The organism is Rhodococcus sp. 06-418-5, from assembly GCF_002258285.1.
Classification (GTDB): Bacteria; Actinomycetota; Actinomycetes; order Mycobacteriales; family Mycobacteriaceae; genus Rhodococcoides.
In genome coordinates, this window is sequence record NZ_NOYE01000012.1 from 474048 (window position 1) to 493398 (window position 19351).

The 19351-nt window shown below is 65.8% G+C and carries 16 protein-coding genes; 7 read left to right on the forward strand and 9 right to left on the reverse strand.

From position 1 onward, the window contains the following. Positions 1 to 26 precede the first annotated feature (26 nt). Both dxs and CH274_RS07925 read left to right on the forward strand, forming a co-directional pair. A complete protein-coding gene (dxs, locus tag CH274_RS07920) occupies positions 27 to 1907 on the forward strand; it encodes a 1-deoxy-D-xylulose-5-phosphate synthase (RefSeq protein ID WP_032397931.1) in 1881 nt (626 codons plus the stop codon). 340 nt (positions 1908 to 2247) lie between these two features. Next, positions 2248 to 3621: a glycosyltransferase 87 family protein gene (locus CH274_RS07925; RefSeq protein WP_094657078.1), complete on the forward strand. Its 1374-nt coding sequence runs from the start codon at positions 2248 to 2250 to the stop codon at positions 3619 to 3621. Here the strand turns inward: CH274_RS07925 and CH274_RS07930 are convergent. From CH274_RS07930 to CH274_RS07965, 8 genes are all read right to left on the reverse strand, one after another. Then, a complete protein-coding gene (locus CH274_RS07930; RefSeq protein WP_032397932.1) occupies positions 3591 to 3860 on the reverse strand; it encodes a YciI family protein in 270 nt (89 codons plus the stop codon). The genes CH274_RS07925 and CH274_RS07930 overlap by 31 nt on opposite strands. A gap of 1 nt (position 3861) precedes the next feature. Then, the gene (locus CH274_RS07935) at positions 3862 to 5259 is read right to left on the reverse strand and encodes a sugar porter family MFS transporter (protein WP_094647983.1); all 1398 of its coding nucleotides are present in this window, start codon (positions 5257 to 5259) and stop codon (positions 3862 to 3864) included. Between the two features lie 223 nt (positions 5260 to 5482). After that, positions 5483 to 6229: an SDR family oxidoreductase gene (locus CH274_RS07940; protein ID WP_094657079.1), complete on the reverse strand. Its 747-nt coding sequence runs from the start codon at positions 6227 to 6229 to the stop codon at positions 5483 to 5485. Beyond that, on the reverse strand, positions 6226 to 7200 hold the full coding sequence (gene sigJ / locus CH274_RS07945) for an RNA polymerase sigma factor SigJ (protein ID WP_094657080.1): 975 nt from the start codon (positions 7198 to 7200) through the stop codon (positions 6226 to 6228). The genes CH274_RS07940 and sigJ overlap by 4 nt, the downstream gene beginning before the upstream one ends. 97 nt (positions 7201 to 7297) lie before the next feature. Then, positions 7298 to 9403, reverse strand: coding sequence for a 3-hydroxyacyl-CoA dehydrogenase NAD-binding domain-containing protein (locus tag CH274_RS07950; RefSeq protein ID WP_094657081.1), 2106 nt, complete (start codon positions 9401 to 9403; stop codon positions 7298 to 7300). After that, positions 9400 to 10626: a thiolase family protein gene (locus CH274_RS07955; RefSeq protein ID WP_094657082.1), complete on the reverse strand. Its 1227-nt coding sequence runs from the start codon at positions 10624 to 10626 to the stop codon at positions 9400 to 9402. The genes CH274_RS07950 and CH274_RS07955 overlap by 4 nt, the downstream gene beginning before the upstream one ends. A 72-nt stretch (positions 10627 to 10698) precedes the next feature. Next, complete coding sequence (locus CH274_RS07960; RefSeq protein WP_094630061.1) at positions 10699 to 11979, reverse strand: HRDC domain-containing protein; 1281 nt, start codon at positions 11977 to 11979, stop codon at positions 10699 to 10701. Positions 11980 to 12019: 40 nt separating this feature from the next. Next, entirely contained in the window at positions 12020 to 12619 is a 600-nt protein-coding gene (locus CH274_RS07965) for a DUF3000 domain-containing protein (RefSeq protein WP_094615239.1), read from the reverse strand. 125 nt (positions 12620 to 12744) lie between these two features. Between CH274_RS07965 and hemE the strand changes: the two genes are divergently transcribed. From hemE to CH274_RS07990, 5 genes are read left to right on the forward strand one after another with little or no spacing between them, the layout of a single operon-like run. Beyond that, a complete protein-coding gene (gene hemE / locus CH274_RS07970) occupies positions 12745 to 13818 on the forward strand; it encodes a uroporphyrinogen decarboxylase (RefSeq protein WP_045195375.1) in 1074 nt (357 codons plus the stop codon). Then, positions 13815 to 15170: a protoporphyrinogen oxidase gene (locus CH274_RS07975; protein ID WP_094647980.1), complete on the forward strand. Its 1356-nt coding sequence runs from the start codon at positions 13815 to 13817 to the stop codon at positions 15168 to 15170. The genes hemE and CH274_RS07975 overlap by 4 nt, the downstream gene beginning before the upstream one ends. Before the next feature lie 4 nt (positions 15171 to 15174). Continuing rightward, a complete protein-coding gene (hemQ, locus tag CH274_RS07980) occupies positions 15175 to 15870 on the forward strand; it encodes a hydrogen peroxide-dependent heme synthase (RefSeq protein WP_032397941.1) in 696 nt (231 codons plus the stop codon). Then, on the forward strand, positions 15867 to 16571 hold the full coding sequence (locus CH274_RS07985) for an HAD family hydrolase (RefSeq protein WP_032397942.1): 705 nt from the start codon (positions 15867 to 15869) through the stop codon (positions 16569 to 16571). The genes hemQ and CH274_RS07985 overlap by 4 nt, the downstream gene beginning before the upstream one ends. 13 nt (positions 16572 to 16584) lie before the next feature. Continuing rightward, the gene (locus CH274_RS07990; RefSeq protein WP_179275662.1) at positions 16585 to 18906 is read left to right on the forward strand and encodes a molybdopterin-dependent oxidoreductase; all 2322 of its coding nucleotides are present in this window, start codon (positions 16585 to 16587) and stop codon (positions 18904 to 18906) included. On the opposite strand, the gene CH274_RS07995 is transcribed toward CH274_RS07990, so the two are convergent. Beyond that, the gene (locus CH274_RS07995) at positions 18884 to 19342 is read right to left on the reverse strand and encodes a MaoC family dehydratase (protein ID WP_045195371.1); all 459 of its coding nucleotides are present in this window, start codon (positions 19340 to 19342) and stop codon (positions 18884 to 18886) included. The two genes, CH274_RS07990 and CH274_RS07995, sit on opposite strands and share 23 nt — an antisense overlap. Positions 19343 to 19351 lie beyond the last annotated feature (9 nt).

Below are 19351 nucleotides of genomic sequence, written 5' to 3' on the forward strand. Positions count from 1 at the left end.
TTTTCCGGCCGAAGGGAGCGATCTCGTTGGGTGTCCTAGCTCGAATTCAGACGCCCGAGGACTTGCGCGACCTCGGCAGTGCGGAGCTGGCCGAACTGGCTCGCGAGATCCGCGCGTTTCTCGTCGAGAAGGTGTCCGCTACCGGCGGCCACCTCGGTCCCAATCTCGGTGTCGTGGAACTGACGTTGGCGATTCATCGCATCTTCGACTCCCCGAACGATCCGGTCATCTTCGACACCGGTCATCAGGCGTACGTGCACAAGATGCTGACCGGACGCACGGGTCTGTTCGACACGCTCCGTAAGCAGGGCGGCCTGTCCGGCTACCCGTCACGGGTCGAGAGCGAGCACGACTGGGTGGAGTCCTCGCACGCGTCGGCCTCGCTCTCCTATGCCGACGGCCTGGCCAAAGCCTTCGCGCTCAAGGGCGAAACCGACCGGCACGTCGTCGCTGTCGTCGGTGACGGTGCGCTCACCGGCGGCATGTGTTGGGAGGCGCTCAACAACATCGCCGCAGGCCGCGATCGATCCCTGGTGATCGTCGTCAACGACAACGGTCGCTCGTACGCCCCGACCATCGGGGGATTGGCCGATCATCTGGCGGCCCTTCGCCTTCAGCCCGGGTACGAGAAGGTGCTGGACAACGGTCGCCGCATCGTTCGTCGCATTCCGATCGTCGGTCCCACTGCCTACGCCATGTTGCACGGTATGAAGGCCGGGGTGAAGGACGCCATCAGCCCGCAGGTCATGTTCACCGATCTCGGCATCAAGTACCTGGGTCCGGTCGACGGTCACGACCAGCACGCGATGGAATCCGCGCTGCGCCGAGCCAAGGCATACGGCGGTCCGGTCATCGTCCACGCGGTGACACGCAAAGGTATGGGCTACGTTCACGCCGAGAACGACGTCGCAGATCAGATGCACGCCACCGGGATCATCGATCCGTTGACGGGGCTGGCGCGGTCCAAGTCGGCTCCGGACTGGACCTCGGTGTTCTCTGCGGCACTGATCGAGCAGGGCGAGCAGAACGAGGACGTCGTAGCGATCACCGCAGCGATGGCCGCGCCCACCGGTCTCGCCGCGTTCGGGGTTCGCTTCCCCGATCGGTTGTTCGACGTCGGGATCGCCGAGCAGCATGCGATGACGTCGGCGGCCGGGCTCGCGCTGGGCGGAATGCATCCCGTGGTCGCCATCTACTCCACCTTCCTCAATCGCGCGTTCGATCAGTTGCTGATGGACGTGGCGTTGCTCGGACTGCCGGTCACGGTGGTGCTGGACCGTGCCGGTGTCACGGGGGCCGACGGTGCCAGCCACAACGGCATGTGGGACATGTCTCTGCTCGGCATCGTCCCCGGTATGAAGGTGGCGGCACCGCGAGATGCCGAGACCCTGCGAGAAGAACTGGCAGAGGCCATCGCAACGTCCGACGGACCCACTGCCCTGCGCTTCCCGAAGGGCGCAGTGACCGAAACCGTGCCCGCGACGCGCAGACTGGACGGAATCGTCGACGTGCTGACCGAGCCGTCCGGTGCCACGGGCGATGTGCTGATCGTGGCCGTCGGAGTGTTCGGGCAGATGGCCATGGATGCAGCCGAGAAGCTGCAGCACGACGGCATCTCCGCTGCCGTGGTCGACCCAAGGTGGGTGCTGCCGATCCCGCAGTCGCTGTTGAAGCTGGCCGAGGATTACCGGCTCGTGGTCACCCTCGAGGACAGTGGCCTGCACGGTGGCATCGGTTCGACACTGTCTGCGGCTCTGCGTGGCGCAGGCGTCGATACCCCGTGCCGCGATCTCGGTGTGCCACAACGATTCCTGGACCACGCATCGCGCGATCAGCTGCACCACGAACTCGGCCTCACCTGCGAGGACGTAGTGCAGCGCGTGTCGCACTGGGTCAAGAGCCTCTGACGACGGTCTCTCGCCGGACGTCGACGCAGTAGAACGCGCGGCGTCCGGCCACCGCGCCCGCGACTGCTCTCGGAGCCGTCATCACGAGAAGGAACAGAACCGACGGTTCCCACCGTTGCGTCGCCCAGTGCACGACGCAGCACACCGAAGGCCCGCGGGATGCCGGCACCGTAGCCGACAGTCCGAGCAATCGAACTCGGCAATGCACCGTCGCGTGCCGTTGCGGCCCGCAGGTTCGTCGGCGTCGTCGCCGGGCGTCGATGTTTTCTTTGCGAATATGTGACCTGTGTGACTGGTGTGTCGTAGTTGCCGAAACCGGGACGACTGGCATGTTTCGCTCATGACCCTCGTCTTCGACGGTAGAACCGGCGTCTCGGACAGCGAAATCGATCCGATTCCACGCAACGGTGACCCCGACTGGGCGGCCATGGAATCCGTGGATGGAACACCGGCACCGGATTCCCGGAACGACGGGACCGGGCGACGGCATTCGCGATGGTTCGTGACGATGACGGCGGTCATCGGTGTGGTGGCGTTCGCCGCACACGATCGTCTGCTGTCGTTCGACTCCTTGTACGGATTGTTCGGCAACGGTGTCGACGCGCTCGTCTACCGACACGGCGGCGCAACCGTGCTCAGTAGCGAAGAGCTGTATTCGTTCTCGCTGTTCGGCACACTGCCGTTCACGTATCCGCCGTTCGCTGCTGTGCTGTTCGCTCCGCTGGGGTTGCTGTCCGACACCGCGGCCGGATTGCTGGTGAACATATCCAATGTCGTATTGCTCTACGTCGTCGTCCATCTGAGTTGGCGACGACTCGGATACGAGAACTGCACACGGACCAGAGTGGTGAGTGCTGCTCTGGCACTGGGCTGCTCGTGGCTCGAGCCGGTGCGCATGTCGCTGTGGTTGGGTCAGATCAACCTGTTGTTGCTCGTGTTGGTGCTGTGGGATCTCGGCCGGCCCGAGGGCAGTCGGCTTCGGGGGGTCGGCGTCGGAATCGCGGCCGGTCTGAAGCTGACGCCCGGCCTGTTCATCGTCATGTCGATCGTGCAGCGGCAGTGGCCAGCGGCATGGACGGCGGCCGGCACCGGTCTGGTCACGGTGGTGATCGGGTTCGTGGTCGTGTCCTCCGACGCGTGGCGCTATTGGACCTCGGCGATCCTCGCCTCGGACCGAGTGGGGTCGACCACGTCTCCCGCGAATCAGTCGGTTCGGGGAATGGTGGCGCGGGCGTGGGGAACCGAGCACCCGCCGGTGATCGTGTGGTTGCCGGCCGCGGTGGTCGTCCTCGCTGCGGGGATGTGGGTGTCGTACCGAGCTCACCGTGCGGGTAGAACACTGCTGGCCATGACGGTGTGTGGTCTCACGGCCCCGATGGTCTCGCCGTTCTCCTGGGGCCACCATTGGGTGTGGTGTGTTCCGCTGCTGGTGATCGGACTCGACGCGTGTACGAGTTCGCGAACGAGCGGCCGCGGCCGCACGCTGCGTGTCCTCGGAGTGCTCGCCGCCACTGCACCTTTCGTGGCCTGGTATCGCACACAGGCCGATGTTGTGGTGATCGGCACGTTCATGCAGTCCGTATCGCCGATCGTCGACGCCGGACTACGGAACGCGTATTGCGTTGTCTACGTGATCGTTCTGGCGGTGGCGGCCGTAGGACTGCGCAAGGACTCGACGGCCTGCTACGTCCCGGCCACACGTTCTTCGATCTGAACGCGATCGATCAGATGGGCCAGGGCGAAGGGATCGTGTGCGAACATTCGCTCCACACTTGCCTTGTCGGTGCCTTCGACGATCATCGTGGCACCACTGTGATCGGCGAGTGGGCTCGACGATCGGAGGATCTTGCGGCGCTCGAGTTCGCGCAGCCACGCGCGGTGATCGGTTCGGTGATCGTCACGCCCGGAGGACGTTTCGGGGGTGTAGGTGTATTGGACGACGAACATCGGCATGTCAGATCTCCATGTCCTCGAGCTCCATTCCCTTGGTCTCCTTGATCTTGTACTTGACGAAGAAGAAAGACAGGATCGCGAAGAACGCGAAGAACGAGTAGATGAATCCGAGTCCGATGGTGTCGGACAACGGCGGAAATGCCAGTGTGATGGCGAAGTTGGCGATCCAGTTCGCGGCGGTACTGATACCGAGGGCGACGGCGCGCATTCGGTTGGGGAACATCTCGCCGAGCATCACCCACATGATCGGACCCCAGGTCGCGGCGAAGAAGACCACGAACAGGTTGGCTCCGACGAGAGCAACCGGGCCCCACGGCGACGGCAATTCGAGTTGGTCGCCGCTGCCCACGGCCTGAGTGAACGAGATGGCCGCCAGTACGAGACCGACGAACATCCCGATCGAGCCGATCATGAGCAGATTTCGTCGGCCGAATCGGTCGACGAACAAGATGGCGACGAATGTCATCGAGACATTGATGACCGAGGTGATCACCGAGGTGACGAACGACTGATTCTCGCTGAAACCGACGGACTTCCACAACGTCGTCGAGTAATAGAAGATCGCGTTGATTCCCACGAACTGCTGCAGAATTGCCATGGTGATGCCGACCCAGACGATCGGTTGCAGACCGAACTTCGGTCCACGGATATCGGCGAACGAGGACTTGGATTCCCGGCGCAGGGTCAACCGGATTTCCTTGACCCTCTCGTTCGGGTCCACTTCCCCGGTGATGTCTCCCAGAATGCGGGCCGCTTCTTCGTCGAGGTGCTTTCCGACGAGATATCTGGGCGACTCCGGAATCAGAGTGGCGAGAAAGCCGTAGACGAGGGCCGGTGCGACGCCGACCAAGAACATCCACCGCCAGGCTTCGAGTCCGAACCACAGGTCGTTCGACGGTCCGCCCGCGGCGTTCTGCAGCACCGCGTCCGACAGCAGCGCGGCGAAGATTCCGACGGTGATCGCCAGCTGTTGCAGCGAGGCCAAACCACCCCGATAGCGGGCCGGGGCAATCTCCGAGATGTACGCGGGCGCGATCACCGAGGCGATGCCGATACCAAGGCCGCCGAGTACACGCCAGAGCATGAGATCCGGGACGCTGAACGCGAACCCGGACCCCAGCGACGAAATGGTGAACAGCGCGGAACCGAGCAGCATCACCTTTTTCCGGCCCCAGGTGTCGGCGAGACGGCCGGCGAACCAGGCACCGACCGCACAACCGAGAAGTGCGATGGCGACGGCGAAGCCGGTGACGAACGACGACAGGGCGAAGTTCTCCTGAATGGAGTCCACTGCGCCGTTGACAACGGAGGAATCGAACCCGAACAAGAAGCCGCCGACAGCGGCGGCAACGGTGACTCCGATGACTTTGGCAGTGTGCCGATCGGTGGATTGCGTCATCACGTGACCCAGCTTTCGAGGTGAACCAGCGTCCTTGGTGGTCGATCGCCATCATCGTCCTCGCACCGACGCAATGGGAGCGAAATCGACACGACATTCGCGGCGGGTGGACAACGGCTCGCCGAAAACGGCGAATTGTCCGATATTCCACCGGTCGAGCTCGAAGTTGTGGACGAAAAAGGCCGGAATATCGTCCACAACTTCGAGTTCGGCGAGATGCGACTCAACGCGCCTGGGCGTCCGACCACTGATCGAAGGTCTGTAGACCGTGATCCGAATCCTGTGCGGTGACCAGCGTTCCGTCTCGCATCGCGCGGCCGTACGCGCCGGGAAGCGGCACCTCGAGCACCGGGCCGCGCGCACCGATTGCTCGTGCGTAGCGCCGCACCATCTTCGCCATGCGCTCTTCCCGTGGTCCACCGAGATCGGCGACTCGGCCTGCCGGTGGCCGCTCCGCCAGGTCGATCAGTCGCTCGGCGACCTCGCGGGCTGCGATCGGTTGCGAGACCATCCTCGGGACGACCGTCAGTGGACCGAACGAGGTCTGCGACCGGATCTGCGCGGCGAACTCGTGGAACTGAGTAGCTCGCAGGATCGTCCACGGTACGGCTCCAGCGCGAACGAGGCGCTCCTGCTCCACCTTTCCGGCGTAGTACGCGTACGGGGCCTTGTCTATCCCCACGATCGACAACGCCACGTGGTGCCGGACTCCGGCCGCGCCTTCCGCCGTCAGCAGATTACGGGTGACGGCAGCGAAGAACGCCGTCGATTCCTTCGCCGAGATCGTCTGCGTCGAGGCGACGTCGATCACCGCGTCGACGCCGGACAGGGCGTCGGGCAGTCCCGATCCGGAGACGAGATCCACACCGGCAGACCGCGACAGGACTACCACCTCGTGTCCGCGTTCCCGCGCAACCTCGACGACGTGCACTCCCACGGTTCCGGTTCCACCGGCTACGGCTAGCTTCATCGCGTTTCCACCTGATTCTCGAGTGATGATGCGGACCGCACTGCGCGGCCCTCCACTCTCTGACGACGCAGCCGAGGCGAATGTCTGTCGTGTGTGGCGACCCAGTGCCGGAGTTTGTCCGGATTGAGCACGATCCAGACGCTCGCGACCATGCAGTCGGCGGTGTCGAACCCGATGACGTCGAACCCGATGACGCCGAACACCGCGCCGTCGCGCCGCATCACGATGCCCGACAGGCCGTTGACGGGTTCTATCGACCAGTCGAGATCGATCGACTTGGCAGTGATGCCGCGAACGAAGCGAGCGACTCGATCGGATCCGAGGATGGCATTGCGGGCCGCGGATACATGGCCGCCGCCGTCGCTGACCAATGTCACGTCGGGTGCGAGCACCGAGATCAGGGATGCGATGTCCCCGCTTGCGGAGGCCGACGCGAAAGCCCGCACCACACGGTCGTGCTCGATGGGGTCGGCAACGGAGCGGCGCCGGGAATGGACGTGAGTTCGTGCAGCAGAGGCGAGTTGACGGCAGGCAGCCGGGGATCGATCGAGAACGGTCGCGATCTCGTCGAACGGAACGGCGAACGCGTCGTGCAGTACGAATGCGACTCGTTGCGCCGGACCGAGCGATTCGAGTACCACGAGAAGTGCCAGCGTCACCGATTCCTGCTGCGCAACTCGGTCGGCGGGGTCCGCGGCGGCAGGAGTCTCGGAGTCGAGGCCGCAGACGGGTTCCGGCAGCCACTGCCCGATGTAGTTTTCGCGGCGAGCGCGAGCAGAGCCGAGAACGTCGAGGCAGATGCGGCTGACCACTCTGGTGGACCAGGCCGCAGGAACGTCGATGGCGTCGCGTTCGGCGTCGGTGAGCCGGAACCAGCGGACGACGGTCTCGGACGCGGCATCCTCGGCGTCGCTGTAGGAGCCCAGCATCCGGTAGGCGATGCCGATCAGTCGACCGCGTTCGTTGTTCATCGGATCGCACCATAGCGCGAGCGGACGATACCGAGTTCGAGGTTACGGACGAAAAAACGCGGAAATCCGTCCGTAACCTCGAACTCGGCGGGCCGTACTAGACGCTGGCGACACCCGGCGCGAGGAAGCGCCGACCGGTCGCTGCCTCGGAGGCACCGCTGCGGTCCAGGTACGGGGTGATGCCGCCGTTCCAGAAGCCGAAGCCGCCGCCGAGCAGCAGGCAGAGATCGATGTCCTCGGCTGCTGCTACGACTCCCTCGTCGAGCATGATGCGGATTTCGTCGGCGAATGCCCGACGGGTCCGGTCGAGAACCTGCTCGGCAGTCGAGGGCGAATCGCCCTGCGGCCACAGCGCGGCGACCTCGGGATCGACGACCTGGCCCTCGGGTCCGTAGGTCCACACACCAGGCTTCTTCGCCTCGACGAGCGCGCGGAATCCCGGCGAGTCCTTGAACCTCTCCGGGTATGCCTCGGCGAGGGTCTCCGCGGTGTGCAGTGCCACGGCCGGGCCGACGAGAGCCAGCAGGGTCAGCGGACTCATCGGCATGCCGAGTTCGCCCACTGCGCCGTCGGCGACATCGAACGGGGTGCCCTCGTCGATGGCGCTGATGATCTCGTTGGACGCACGTGTGACGAGACGATTGAAGACGAATCCGGGGAGATCCGCAGACAACACGGCCGACTTCTTGAGGGTCTTGGCCGTCGCGAATGCCGTTGCCAGGGTGGCGTCGTCGGTCTTCTCACCCTTGACGACCTCGAGCAGTGGCAGGACCGCAACGGGGTTGAAGAAGTGGAAGCCCACGACGCGCTCGGGGTGCTTCAGGTCTGCAGCCATCTTGGTGATCGACAGTGAGGACGTGTTGGTAGCAAGGATCGTGTCGGCAGAGACGAACTCCTCGACCTCGGCGAACACCTTCTTCTTCACGTCGAGGTTCTCGAACACGGCCTCGATGACGAAATCGGTGTTCGCGAACGCCGACTTGTCGATGGAGCCGGACACCAACGCCTTCAACCGATTCGCGGCATCGGGGGACAGACGCTTCTTGCCGAGCAGCTTGTCGATCTCCCCGTGGACGTACCCGACACCCTTGTCGATGCGCTCCTGATCGATGTCGGTGAGGATCACCGGCACCTTCAGCTGGCGCACGAACAGCAGGGCGAGCTGGCTGGCCATCAGGCCGGCGCCGACGATGCCGACGCCGGAGATCTTGCGCGCCAACGACTTGTCGGGTGCACCGGCCGGACGCTTCGCGCGCTTCTGCACCAGATCGAAGGCGTACAGCCCGGCGCGGAGCTCGTCCTTGACCAGCAACGTCGACAGCGCCTCGTCCTCGGCCGCGAAGGCCTTGTCGAGCGAGGCCGAGTCGGTGATGTCGGTGCTCTTGGCGAGCTCGAGCAGATCGACTGCGGCGACGGGGCCCGGTGCGAAATTACCGGTCTTACCGGCCACGATGCCCCTGGCACGGGCGATGGCGTCGTCCCAGGCCTGTCCGCGGTCGATCTCGGGACGGTCGGGAACGATCTCGCCCTTGACGACCTGAGCAGCCCACGCGAGGGACTGTTCGAGGAAGTCGGCTCCGCCGAAGAGGGCGTCGGCGATGCCGAGATCGAGTGCCTGCTGCGGCTTGAGGACGCGGTTCTGGTTGAGAGCGTTCTCGATGACGACGGTGACGGCGTTCGAGGCTCCGATGATGTTGGGCAACAACTGGGTTCCGCCCCATCCCGGGACCAGGCCGAGGAAGGCCTCGGGCAGGCCGAGGGCAGCGGCGTTCTCTGCGACGGTGCGGTAGTGCGAGTGCAGTCCCACTTCGAGGCCGCCGCCGAGTGCAGCACCGTTGATGAAGGCGAACGTCGGAATCGTCGACTCGCGCAGGCGACGGAACACCTTGTGCCCGAGCTGCCCGATCTGCAGCGCCTCGTCCTTGGTCTCGATGTTCGGCACACCGTTGAGGTCGGCACCGACGGCGAAGATGAACGGCTTGCCGGTGACGGCGATGGCCACCGGGTTCGCTGCGAATGCCTCGTCGAGTGCGGCGTCGAACTTGGCCAGACCGCCGGGACCGAAGGTCGACGGCTTGGTGTGATCGAAGCCGTTGTCGAGCGTGACGAGGGCGATGGAGCCCTCGAGCCCCGGTACGGAGACGATCTTGGTGAATGCGTTCGTGACTACCTCGTCGGTGAACGCTGTGGTGATATCACTCATTTGGCTGCTCCCGAGTAGTCAGCGTGGTTGGGGTTCTCCCAGATGACGGTGCCGCCCATGCCGAGACCGATGCACATGGTCGTCAGGCCGTAGCGCACGTCGGGCTGCTGAGCGAACTGGCGGCTCAGCTGCGTCATCAGGCGGACGCCCGAGGAGGCGAGGGGGTGGCCGCACGCGATGGCACCGCCCCACTGGTTGACGCGGGGGTCGTCGTCGGCGATTCCGTAGTGCTCGAGGAAGGCGAGAACCTGGATGGCGAAGGCCTCGTTGATCTCGAACAGGCCGATGTCGTCGATGCTCAATCCGGTTCGGCCGAGCAGCTTTTCGGTCGCGGGGACCGGTCCGATGCCCATGACGGCCGGGTCGACGCCGGCGAAGCTGAAGCCGACCATCCGCATTCCGATGTTCAGGCCGAGCTCGTGCGCGGTGTCCTCACCGGCCAGAATCGCGGCGGTTGCGCCATCGTTGAGTCCAGCGGCGTTGCCTGCGGTGACGCGGCCTGCGGGCCGGAACGGCGTCTTGAGCTTGGCGAGGTCTTCGACGGTGGTGCCGGGGCGAGGCGGCTCGTCCTCGGTGGCCAGGCCCCAGCCTGCGGCCGACTTGGTGGCGACGGGCACGAGGGTGTCGGCGATGTAGCCGGCCTTCTTGGCGGCGTCGTACTTGTTCTGGCTGGCGACGGCGTACGCGTCGGTGCGGTCCTTGGTGATGCTCGGGAACCGGTCGTGCAGGTTCTCGGCGGTGTTGCCCATGACCAGCGCGCTGGGATCGACGAGCTTGTCGGCGAGGAAGCGCGGGTTGGGGTCGACGCCTTCACCCATCGGGTGGCGGCCCATGTGCTCGACGCCACCGGCGATGACGACGTCGTACTGGCCGAAGCCGATGCCCGATCCGGTGGTGGTCACCGAGGTCATCGCGCCTGCGCACATGCGGTCGATGGCGAAGCCGGGGACGCTGCGGGGGAGTCCGGCGAGCAGTGCGGACGTACGTCCGATGGTCAGGCCCTGGTCACCGGTCTGCGTGGTCGCGGCGATCGCGACCTCGTCGATCCGTTCGGGAGGGAGGTTGGGGTTCTTGCGAAGAAGTTCGCGGATTGCCTTGACGACGAGGTCGTCTGCGCGAGTGTCGGCGTACATGCCCTTGGGGCCTGCCTTGCCGAACGGGGTACGGATGCCGTCGACGAAGACGACATTCCTCTGTGAGCTGGTGGACGCGGGTACAGACACGCTTTTCGATCCTCCCGACAGATGCGGACGACTCGCCCGGGTGCCCGGACGCGTCCACTACTGTAGCCGGTATTACCCGTCGGTAACTTGGGAAGGGTCCAGTGCCTTCGCCAGTACCGGCACCACCAGCGTCCGCTGCCAGGGTCGGGCCCCGCCGTCGGCCAGTCGGGCCTCGATCAGCTCGGCAGGGTCCACGTCGGAATCGACCGGATTCTGCCAATCCCACACCAGGCGGCGCAGCAGATCCGGCATCAACAAATTCTCGACCGGCACCGCAACCGATTCGCTGAGCTCGGTCATCGCGGCTCGTACGTCGGCGAGTCGCGCCGCTGCGTCGGGATCGCGGCGAGCCCACCGATTGACCGGAGGCGGGCCGTCGAACGAGGCTGCCATCGAGGGCAATTCGGACGTCGGAAGCGCCCGCGCACGGGTCAGAGCCGAGGCCCACAATCGGGACGATCTGCGCTGACGGGGACCGCCGAAGACCGGCAGTTGCTCGAGCTCCCGCGAGGATTTCGGGTCCGCTGTTGCCGCCGCCACGATCGCCGAGTCGGGCAGTACCCGGCTCGGTGCCACATCACGCTTGGCTGCCAGTTCGTCTCGCGTGGTCCACAATTCGCGAACGGCAGCGAGGGTGCGGGGAGATTTGATCGCATGGATCCCCGATGTCCGACGCCATCTGTCGGTCTTGGGTTTGGGTGGCCCGAGCGTGAGGATGTGGGCGAATTCCTGCGCTGCCCAGTCCGTCTTGCCCTGCTGTTCGAGCTCCTCGGCCATCGCGTCGCGCAGTTCGAGAAGAACCTCGACGTCGAGCGCGGCATAGTTCAGCCAGGTGTCGGGCAGCGGCCGGGTGGACCAGTCGGCTGCCCCGTGGCCTTTCTGCAGGGCCAGTCCGAGGGTGCGTTCGACGATGGCACCGAGCCCCACGCGATCGAATCCGGCGAGGCGTCCTGCCAGTTCGGTGTCGTACAGCGTGGCAGGCACCAGGCCGAGTTCGCCGAGCCCGGGTAGGTCCTGATCGGCGGAGTGCAGTACCCATTCGAGCGGGTTGATCACCTCGGCGAGCGGGGCGAGATCGCCGGTGACCGGGATCGGATCGAGCAGGACCGTGCCAGCGCCGCGGCGACGGAACTGCAGCAGGTAGGCGCGCTGGGAGTAGCGGAAGCCGGAGGCGCGTTCGGCGTCGACGGCGAGTGGGCCGTGACCTGCTGCGAGCAGAGCGGCAGCGGCGCGCACGGCGTCCGGCGTGTCGACCACGTCGGGTACGCCGTCAGCCGGGGCCAGTAGCGGAACGGCGACAGGCGCGTTCGCCTCGTCGTCCGGCGTGGTCTCGGGAGAACTCTCGGCTGACATGAGATGTGACTCTAGGCCCTGCGGTTACGAGAACCGCCCACTATGTCCGGCTGGAACTGCGCTGGCCGAGGGTGGTGATGCCCGCAGGCGGCAAACCGGCCGCGTAGGCGAGCACCTCGCAGAACGCCTCGACGTGCGTCGAGAGGTCCTCGGACGTGGCCGTCCACGAGGCGCGCAGTTCGAGCTGGTGGGCCTTGGGTGGCCCGGCGATGTCGCCGTAGCGCACCGAGCTGGTCGAAGTGACCGTGCCGCCGAGTGCGTTGAGCGGCTCCGACCGTGACTCCAGCGCGTCGACCAGCCAACTCCACCCGACCTCGGGGAGCAGGGGATCGTCGGCGAGGGACTCGTCGACGTCCGCCTGGATGTATGCGACCAGTCGAAGGGTGCCGTTCCATGCCTCGGCACCGTCGGGGTCGTACAGCAGAATGAGGCGGCCGAAGGCGTCGCCGTCGCTCTGTTCGTCGACCTGGTCGGAATCGGGATGCTTGACCTCGGCACCGATCGCGTAGCTGTAGGGGGCGAGACGCTGCGGCGGCCGGATCGGACCGATTTCGATCGCCGGGTGTACCTGAGCCCGATGCATCGCGTCGATGGCGGCGCGGAACGGCGCAGGTTCGGCGGTGGAATGGGGTTCGGTCACGTCACCGGACGTTAGACGCGTCACGTTGCCCCGAGGCGGAGGCGCGCCGAGCCGTGATGCAACCGAAGTGGGTGTGTCGCCCTTGGTGGCGGGAGCTTTCCCGACGCGTGGCAGCATGGAACCCGATGAACGCCGAACCGCACGCCACAGCCCCAGCCCGCCGGGAACTCCCGGACGCACCGTTCCTGGCCGCGATCGCGGGTCGAACTCCCTCGCGTCGGCCGGTGTGGTTCATGCGCCAGGCCGGTAGGTCGCTGCCCGAGTACCGCAAGATTCGTGCAGGCATCGGCATGTTGGATTCGTGCTTCCGGCCCGATCTCGTGGCCGAGATCACTCTTCAACCCGTTCGTCGCCACGACGTGGACGCGGCAATCCTGTTCTCGGACATCGTCGTTCCGCTCAAGGCCGCCGGTATCGATCTCGACATCGTCGCAGGCACCGGACCGGTCGTGGCGCAGCCGGTGCGGTCGGCTGCCGACGTCGCGGCTCTGCCGGTCCTGACCGTCGATCAGGTGGAGCCGGTGGCCGACGCGGTGCGGATCCTCACCCGCGAGCTTGCCGGTACGCCGCTCATCGGTTTCGCGGGTGCACCGTTCACCCTCGCGTCGTATCTGGTCGAAGGCGGCCCGAGTCGTAACCACGAGAAGACCAAAGCGCTCATGCGGTCCGATCCGGCGACCTGGCACGCTCTGCTCGACGCATTGGCCACCACGACGATCACCTTCCTGCAGGCTCAGTTGGCCGCAGGCGTCGACGCCGTGCAGGTGTTCGACTCCTGGGCGGGTGCGCTGTCCCTCGCCGACTACCGCGAGTACGTCCTGCCGCACTCGCAGCGAGTGTTCGAGGCCGTGTCCTCGGCCGGTGTGCCGAAGATCCACTTCGGCGTCGGAACCGGAGAGTTGCTCGGGGCGATGGGTGAGGCAGGCGCCGATGTGGTCGGCGTCGACTGGCGGATCCCACTCGACGACGCCGTGCATCGTGTCGGCAACGGCAAAGCCCTGCAGGGCAATCTCGATCCAGCGGTGCTGTTCGCCGGTTGGGACGCCGTCGAGACCGAAGTTCGACGCATCGCCGCCGAGGGAGACCGCGCTGTCGCGGCCGGTGCGCGCGGACATGTGTTCAACCTCGGACACGGAGTGCTTCCCGATACCGATCCCGACATTCTGACGCGCGTGGTGTCGCTGGTGCATTCGTTGTGACGGTGCGGCGATATGCCGTCGTCGGCGGCGGAATCTCCGGCCTCGTCGCGGCGTATCGCCTTCGGCAGTCCTGCGGGCCGGATGCCGAGATCACTCTCGTCGAGTCCTCGTCTCGCATCGGCGGCACGCTGCGCACCACCGCGGTCGGCACGGACTCCCTCGACGTCGGTGCGGAGGCCTTCATCGGTCGACGTCCCGAGGTGCCGGCACTGCTCGCCGAGCTCGGTCTGTCGGATCAGCTGGTGTACCCGGCACCGGTGCGACCGCTCGTCTTCTCCGGCGGTCGAACACACCCGCTTCCGCCCGGCACCCTGATGGGCATCCCGTCGTCCGCCGATTCCGTTCGGGATCTGGTGGACCCCGAAGACCTGCACGTCATCGAGACCGAAACCGCCCGGCCCTTCGCCTGGACCGCGGGATCGGACGTCAGCGTGGCCGAACTCGTGGGCACCAGATTCGGCTCCCAGGTGGTCAGCCGTTCGGTTGATCCGCTGCTCGGCGGCGTGTACTCCGGTTCGTCGAGCTCCATCGGCGTCCGCGCGGCACTGCCGACGTTGGCTGCGGCATTGGACGGCGGAGCGGCGAACCTCACCGAGGCAGTGCAGGCAGCACTGCCCACCCCGTCGCCGGGGCCGGTGTTCGGCGGACTGCGCGACGGCTATGCGGTGTTGCTCGATGCCCTCGTCGCTGCGACCGATGCCAGGACGGTCTTCGGAGCAGGCGTCGGCGAGATCCGCCGCGAGTCCGACGGATGGTTCGTCGACGGAGTCGGATCCGTCGACGGAGTGGTGCTCGCGGTCCCTGCCCCAGTTCTCGGTCGGCTCATCGCCGAGGTGGCACCCGCGGCGTCGCAGGCCGCGCGGGAGATCGAACTCGCATCCTCGGTCGTCGTCGCGCTCGCGTTCCCCAAGACCACGGAGCTACCCCAGAATTCGGGAATCCTGGTGGCCACGGACGCGGGCCTGGACGTCAAGGCATTCACCCTGTCGAGCCGCAAGTGGCCACACCTCGGTGAGCGTGACGCGGTACTGCTGCGGGCCTCGCTCGGCCGATTCGGTGACACCACGGCGTCGGACCGATCCGATGCGGAGTCGATAGAGACAGCCTCGAACGATCTGCGGACGGTAGCCGGAATCGATGTGAGGCCGCTCGCCGCGACCGTGCAGCGCTGGCCGGGGGGCCTGCCGCAGTACGCGCCGGGTCACCTCGATCGCGTCGCCGCCATCGAGGCCGGGGTCGCCGACCTACCCGGCCTCGAGGTCACCGGGGCCTGGCAGCGCGGCGTCGGGGTGCCGGCGTGTATTGCGTCCGCCACCACCGCTGCCGCTCGTCTGATCGAAGTGGCACGATAGGGCCATGGCACGCCTCGATTACTCAGCGCTCAACTCGACACTTCGCTACTTGATGTTCTCGGTCTACAAGGTCACGCCCGGCGTTCTGGGCGAGGATCGGGCCGCGGCCGCGAAGGAAGCGAAGGTGTTCTTCGAAGGTCGTGAGGACAAGGGTGTCGCGGTGCGCGGGGTCTACGACATCGCCGGCATGCGCGCCGACGCCGATTTCATGGTGTGGACCCACGCCGAGCGCATCGAGGACCTGCAGGCGACGTATTCCGATTTCCGTCGCACCACCGCGCTGGGCAAGGCGAGCACACCGGTGTGGAGCAACACCGCGCTGCACCGTCCGGCCGAATTCAACAAGAGCCACGTCCCAGCCTTCATCGCCGGTGAGGATCCGGGCGCGTACATCTGCGTCTACCCGTTCGTCCGCTCGATCGACTGGTACCTGCTGCCCGACGACGAGCGTCGCACGATGCTGGCCGACCACGGCAAGGCAGCACGCGACTACAAGGACGTTCGGGCGAACACCGTGCCGTCGTTCGCGCTCGGCGACTACGAGTGGATTCTGGCCTTCGAGGCTCCCGAGCTCGACCGCATCGTCGACCTGATGCGTGACCTGCGGGCCACCGAGGCCAGGCGTCACGTGCGCGAGGAGACTCCGTTCTTCACCGGCCCTCGGGTCGAGGTGGACGCGCTCGTCGAATCTCTGCCGTGACGACCACGGGCACACCCGCGATCGAAGCCGTCCTGTTCGACTTCTCGGGCACGCTGTTCAGGCTCGAGGAGGAGCCCTCGTGGTTCGACGGCGTCCACGACGCCGACGGCACTCCGGTCGACGGAGCGGGAGCTGCAGAGCTGATGCGGCGCATGACTGCTCCGGTCGGGGAGACGGTGGAGTTCGACGACGCCACCAGACACGCCTGGCGAAACCGAGATCTCGACCCGGCGCTGCACCGACAGGCGTACCTGCACGTACTCGCACAGTCGGGGGTCAGCGACCCGCAGCAGGCCGAGTCGGTGTACGGACGCGTGATCGACGCAGATTCCTGGACGCCGTATCCGGACACCGAGGCGGTGCTGAAAAGGCTTGCGCACGAGTCGGTTCGGGTCGGAGTGTTGAGCAACATCGCCTTCGACATCCGTCCTGCGTTCGTCGATCGCGGTCTCGATCGGTACGTCGACGAATTCGTGCTCTCGTTCGAGGTGGGTCACGTCAAACCGCAGCCCGAGATCTTTCGGCACGCCGTCGCCGCTCTGGGCGTCGATCCGTCGCGGACGCTGATGGTCGGCGACAGCGACGAAGCCGACGGTGCCGCGCGGGAGATCGGATGCAACTTCGCGCTCGTGGATCCGGTGCCGACGGCGCAGCGGCCGGATGCACTGCTGGCAGCGTTGAGCGCGTTCGGAATTCGATGACCAGGGTGGTTCGATGACCGGAGCGGCCGGCGCCCAGCACATGGGCCATTGGGGCATGTTTCGGGCCGAGTCGGACGGACGCGATGTCACCGCTGTTCATCCCGAGATCTCGGACAGCAATCCTTCCCCGGTGTTGGGAAACCTCGTCGGGTCGGTGACCCATCGATCGCGCGTTACCTCACCCGCGGTACGCAGAGGCTGGCTCGAGCGCGGCCCGGGTCCGACCGACAAGCGTGGCAGCGATGAGTTCGTCGACGTCTCGTGGGACGAGTTGACCGACCTGCTGTCCAACGAATTGCGCAGAGTTGTCGGCACATACGGCAACAGCGCCATCTACGGCGGCTCGTACGGGTGGGCGAGTGCCGGACGCTTCCATCACGCGCAGAGCCAGGTGCATCGCTTCCTGAACTGCATCGGCGGTTACACGCGATCGGTGCACAGCTACTCACTCGGTGCGACCGGTGTCATCATGCCGCACGTTCTCGGCGCGCACTGGAAGATGTTCTCGCGCTCCACATCCTGGAACGTGATAGCCGAGCACACCGAATTGTTGGTGGCGTTCGGTGGAGTTCCGGTGAAGAACACCGGCATCAATCACGGCGGTACGTCCGATCATCCGACGGTCGACTCACTCGACGCGATGCGGGCTCGCGGTGGGCAGATCGTCACCGTGAGTCCGCTACGCAACGACATGAGCGGCGACGCTCGATGGATTGCGCCGCGACCCGGTACCGACGTGGCGATGATGCTGGCACTCGCGTACGTGCTGGCCGACGAGAAGCTGCACGACACAGCGTTTCTGGAGAAGTACTGCGAGGGATACCCCGAGTTCGAGCGCTACCTGCTCGGCAGCACGGACGGCACACCCAAGACCCCGCGGTGGGCGTCGACGATCTGCGGCATCGAGGCCGCGGTGATCGCGGATCTGGCCCGTGAGATGGCGTCGAAACGCACGATGGTGACGGTCACCTGGTCGCTGCAGCGGACGCGGCACGGCGAGCAGGCCCCGTGGATGGGCGTCACCTTGGCGTCGATGCTCGGTGGGATAGGCGTTCCGGGAGCAGGATTCGGGCACGGGTACGGGTCGATGAACGAGCCCGGTCTGGCCCCGGTGCCGTATCCGTTGCCGACTCTGCCGCAGGGGATCAATCCCGTTCCCGACCTCGTTCCGGTCGCCGCCGTCTCGGACATGCTGCTGAACCCGGGCTCCCAATTCGATTACGACGGTAAGCGATTGACCTATCCCGACATCAAGATCGTCTACTGGGCCGGCGGCAATCCGTTCCACCACCACCAAGACCTCGGGCGGCTGCGTCGCGCGCTCGGCAGAACCGACACGGTCGTCGTACACGATCCGTACTGGACACCGATGGCCAAGCACGCCGACATCGTCGTCCCGTCGACCACGTCGTTGGAGCGATCGGACCTGAGCTGCACGCGCAACGATCCCTTGCTCGTCGCCATGTCACCCGCCGCCGAGCGCTTCGCCGAATCCCGCGACGATTACGACACGTTCGCCGAGCTGGCGACGAAACTCGGTGTGGGCGAGCAGTTCACCGAGGGGCGAAGCTCGCAGCAGTGGCTCGAGCACATGTACGAGCAGTGGCGCGGATATCTACGCGCCGACGGCGTCGACACTCCGGAATACGAAAACTTCCGGCGTGAAGGTTCGTTTCGGATGAAGACCGAGGACGATCTGACGTTCTTCGAGGATTTCCGACGCGATCCGGTGGGCAACGCGTTGCGCACCCCGAGCGGGAAAATCGAGATCTTCTCGGCGACGGTGGACGGCTTCGGCTACGACGACTGCCAGGGTCATCCGATGTGGTTCGAGCCGACCGAGTGGCTCGGCGGGCCGCGGGCCGAGCAGTTTCCGTTGCACCTGATCGCGAATCAGCCGCGCACCAGGCTGCACAGTCAGCTCGATCACGGTGCGGTGAGCCGGAACTCGAAAATTCGGGGCCGCGAGCCGATACGCATGCACTCGTCGGCGGCCGGGGCCAGGGGAGTGTCGGACGGCGACGTGGTGCGGGTGTTCAACGACCGCGGTTCGTGCCTGGCCGGTGTGGTCGTCGACGACGCGCTGCTCGAGTCTGTCGTCCAGTTGTCCACCGGGGCCTGGTACGACCCCGAAGATCCGGCCGATCCCGCTTCGATGTGCGTTCACGGGAGCGTGAACGTGCTCACCGCAGACGAGGGATCGTCGGCGCTCGCACGCGGCTGCACCGGCCAACACGTGTTGGTGGAGATCGAACGCTACGACGAGCCGTTGCCGCCGATCACAGCGTTCGATCCACCGGTTCGGTCCAGGGTCAGAACACGACCCGAGAGATGATCTCGGCGACGAGTGCAGGCTTGTCCTCGCCCTCGATCTGCAACGTTCCCGCCGTCACCATCTGCAGTGCTCCGCCGGATACCTCTTCGACCGAGACGAGGGTGGTCTGCAGACGCACGTGGGCTCCGACCTTCACCGGGTTGATGAAGCGAACCTTGTTGGAGCCGTAGTTGATTCCGAGCTTGGTGTTCTCGATGGTGTAGATCTGCCAGTTGAGCATCGACACCAGGGACAGGCTCAGAAATCCGTGGGCGATAGGTGCGCCGAAGGGGCTTTCCTTCTTCGCCCGCTCGACGTCGACGTGGATCCACTGATGATCGCCGGTGGCGTCGGCGAAGGTGTTCACCCGTTCCTGGGTGATCTGCAACCAATCGCTGGTGCCCAGGTCTTCGCCGACGGCCGCTTTGATCTGCTCTGGTGACGTGAAAGTGCGCATGCTCACAGT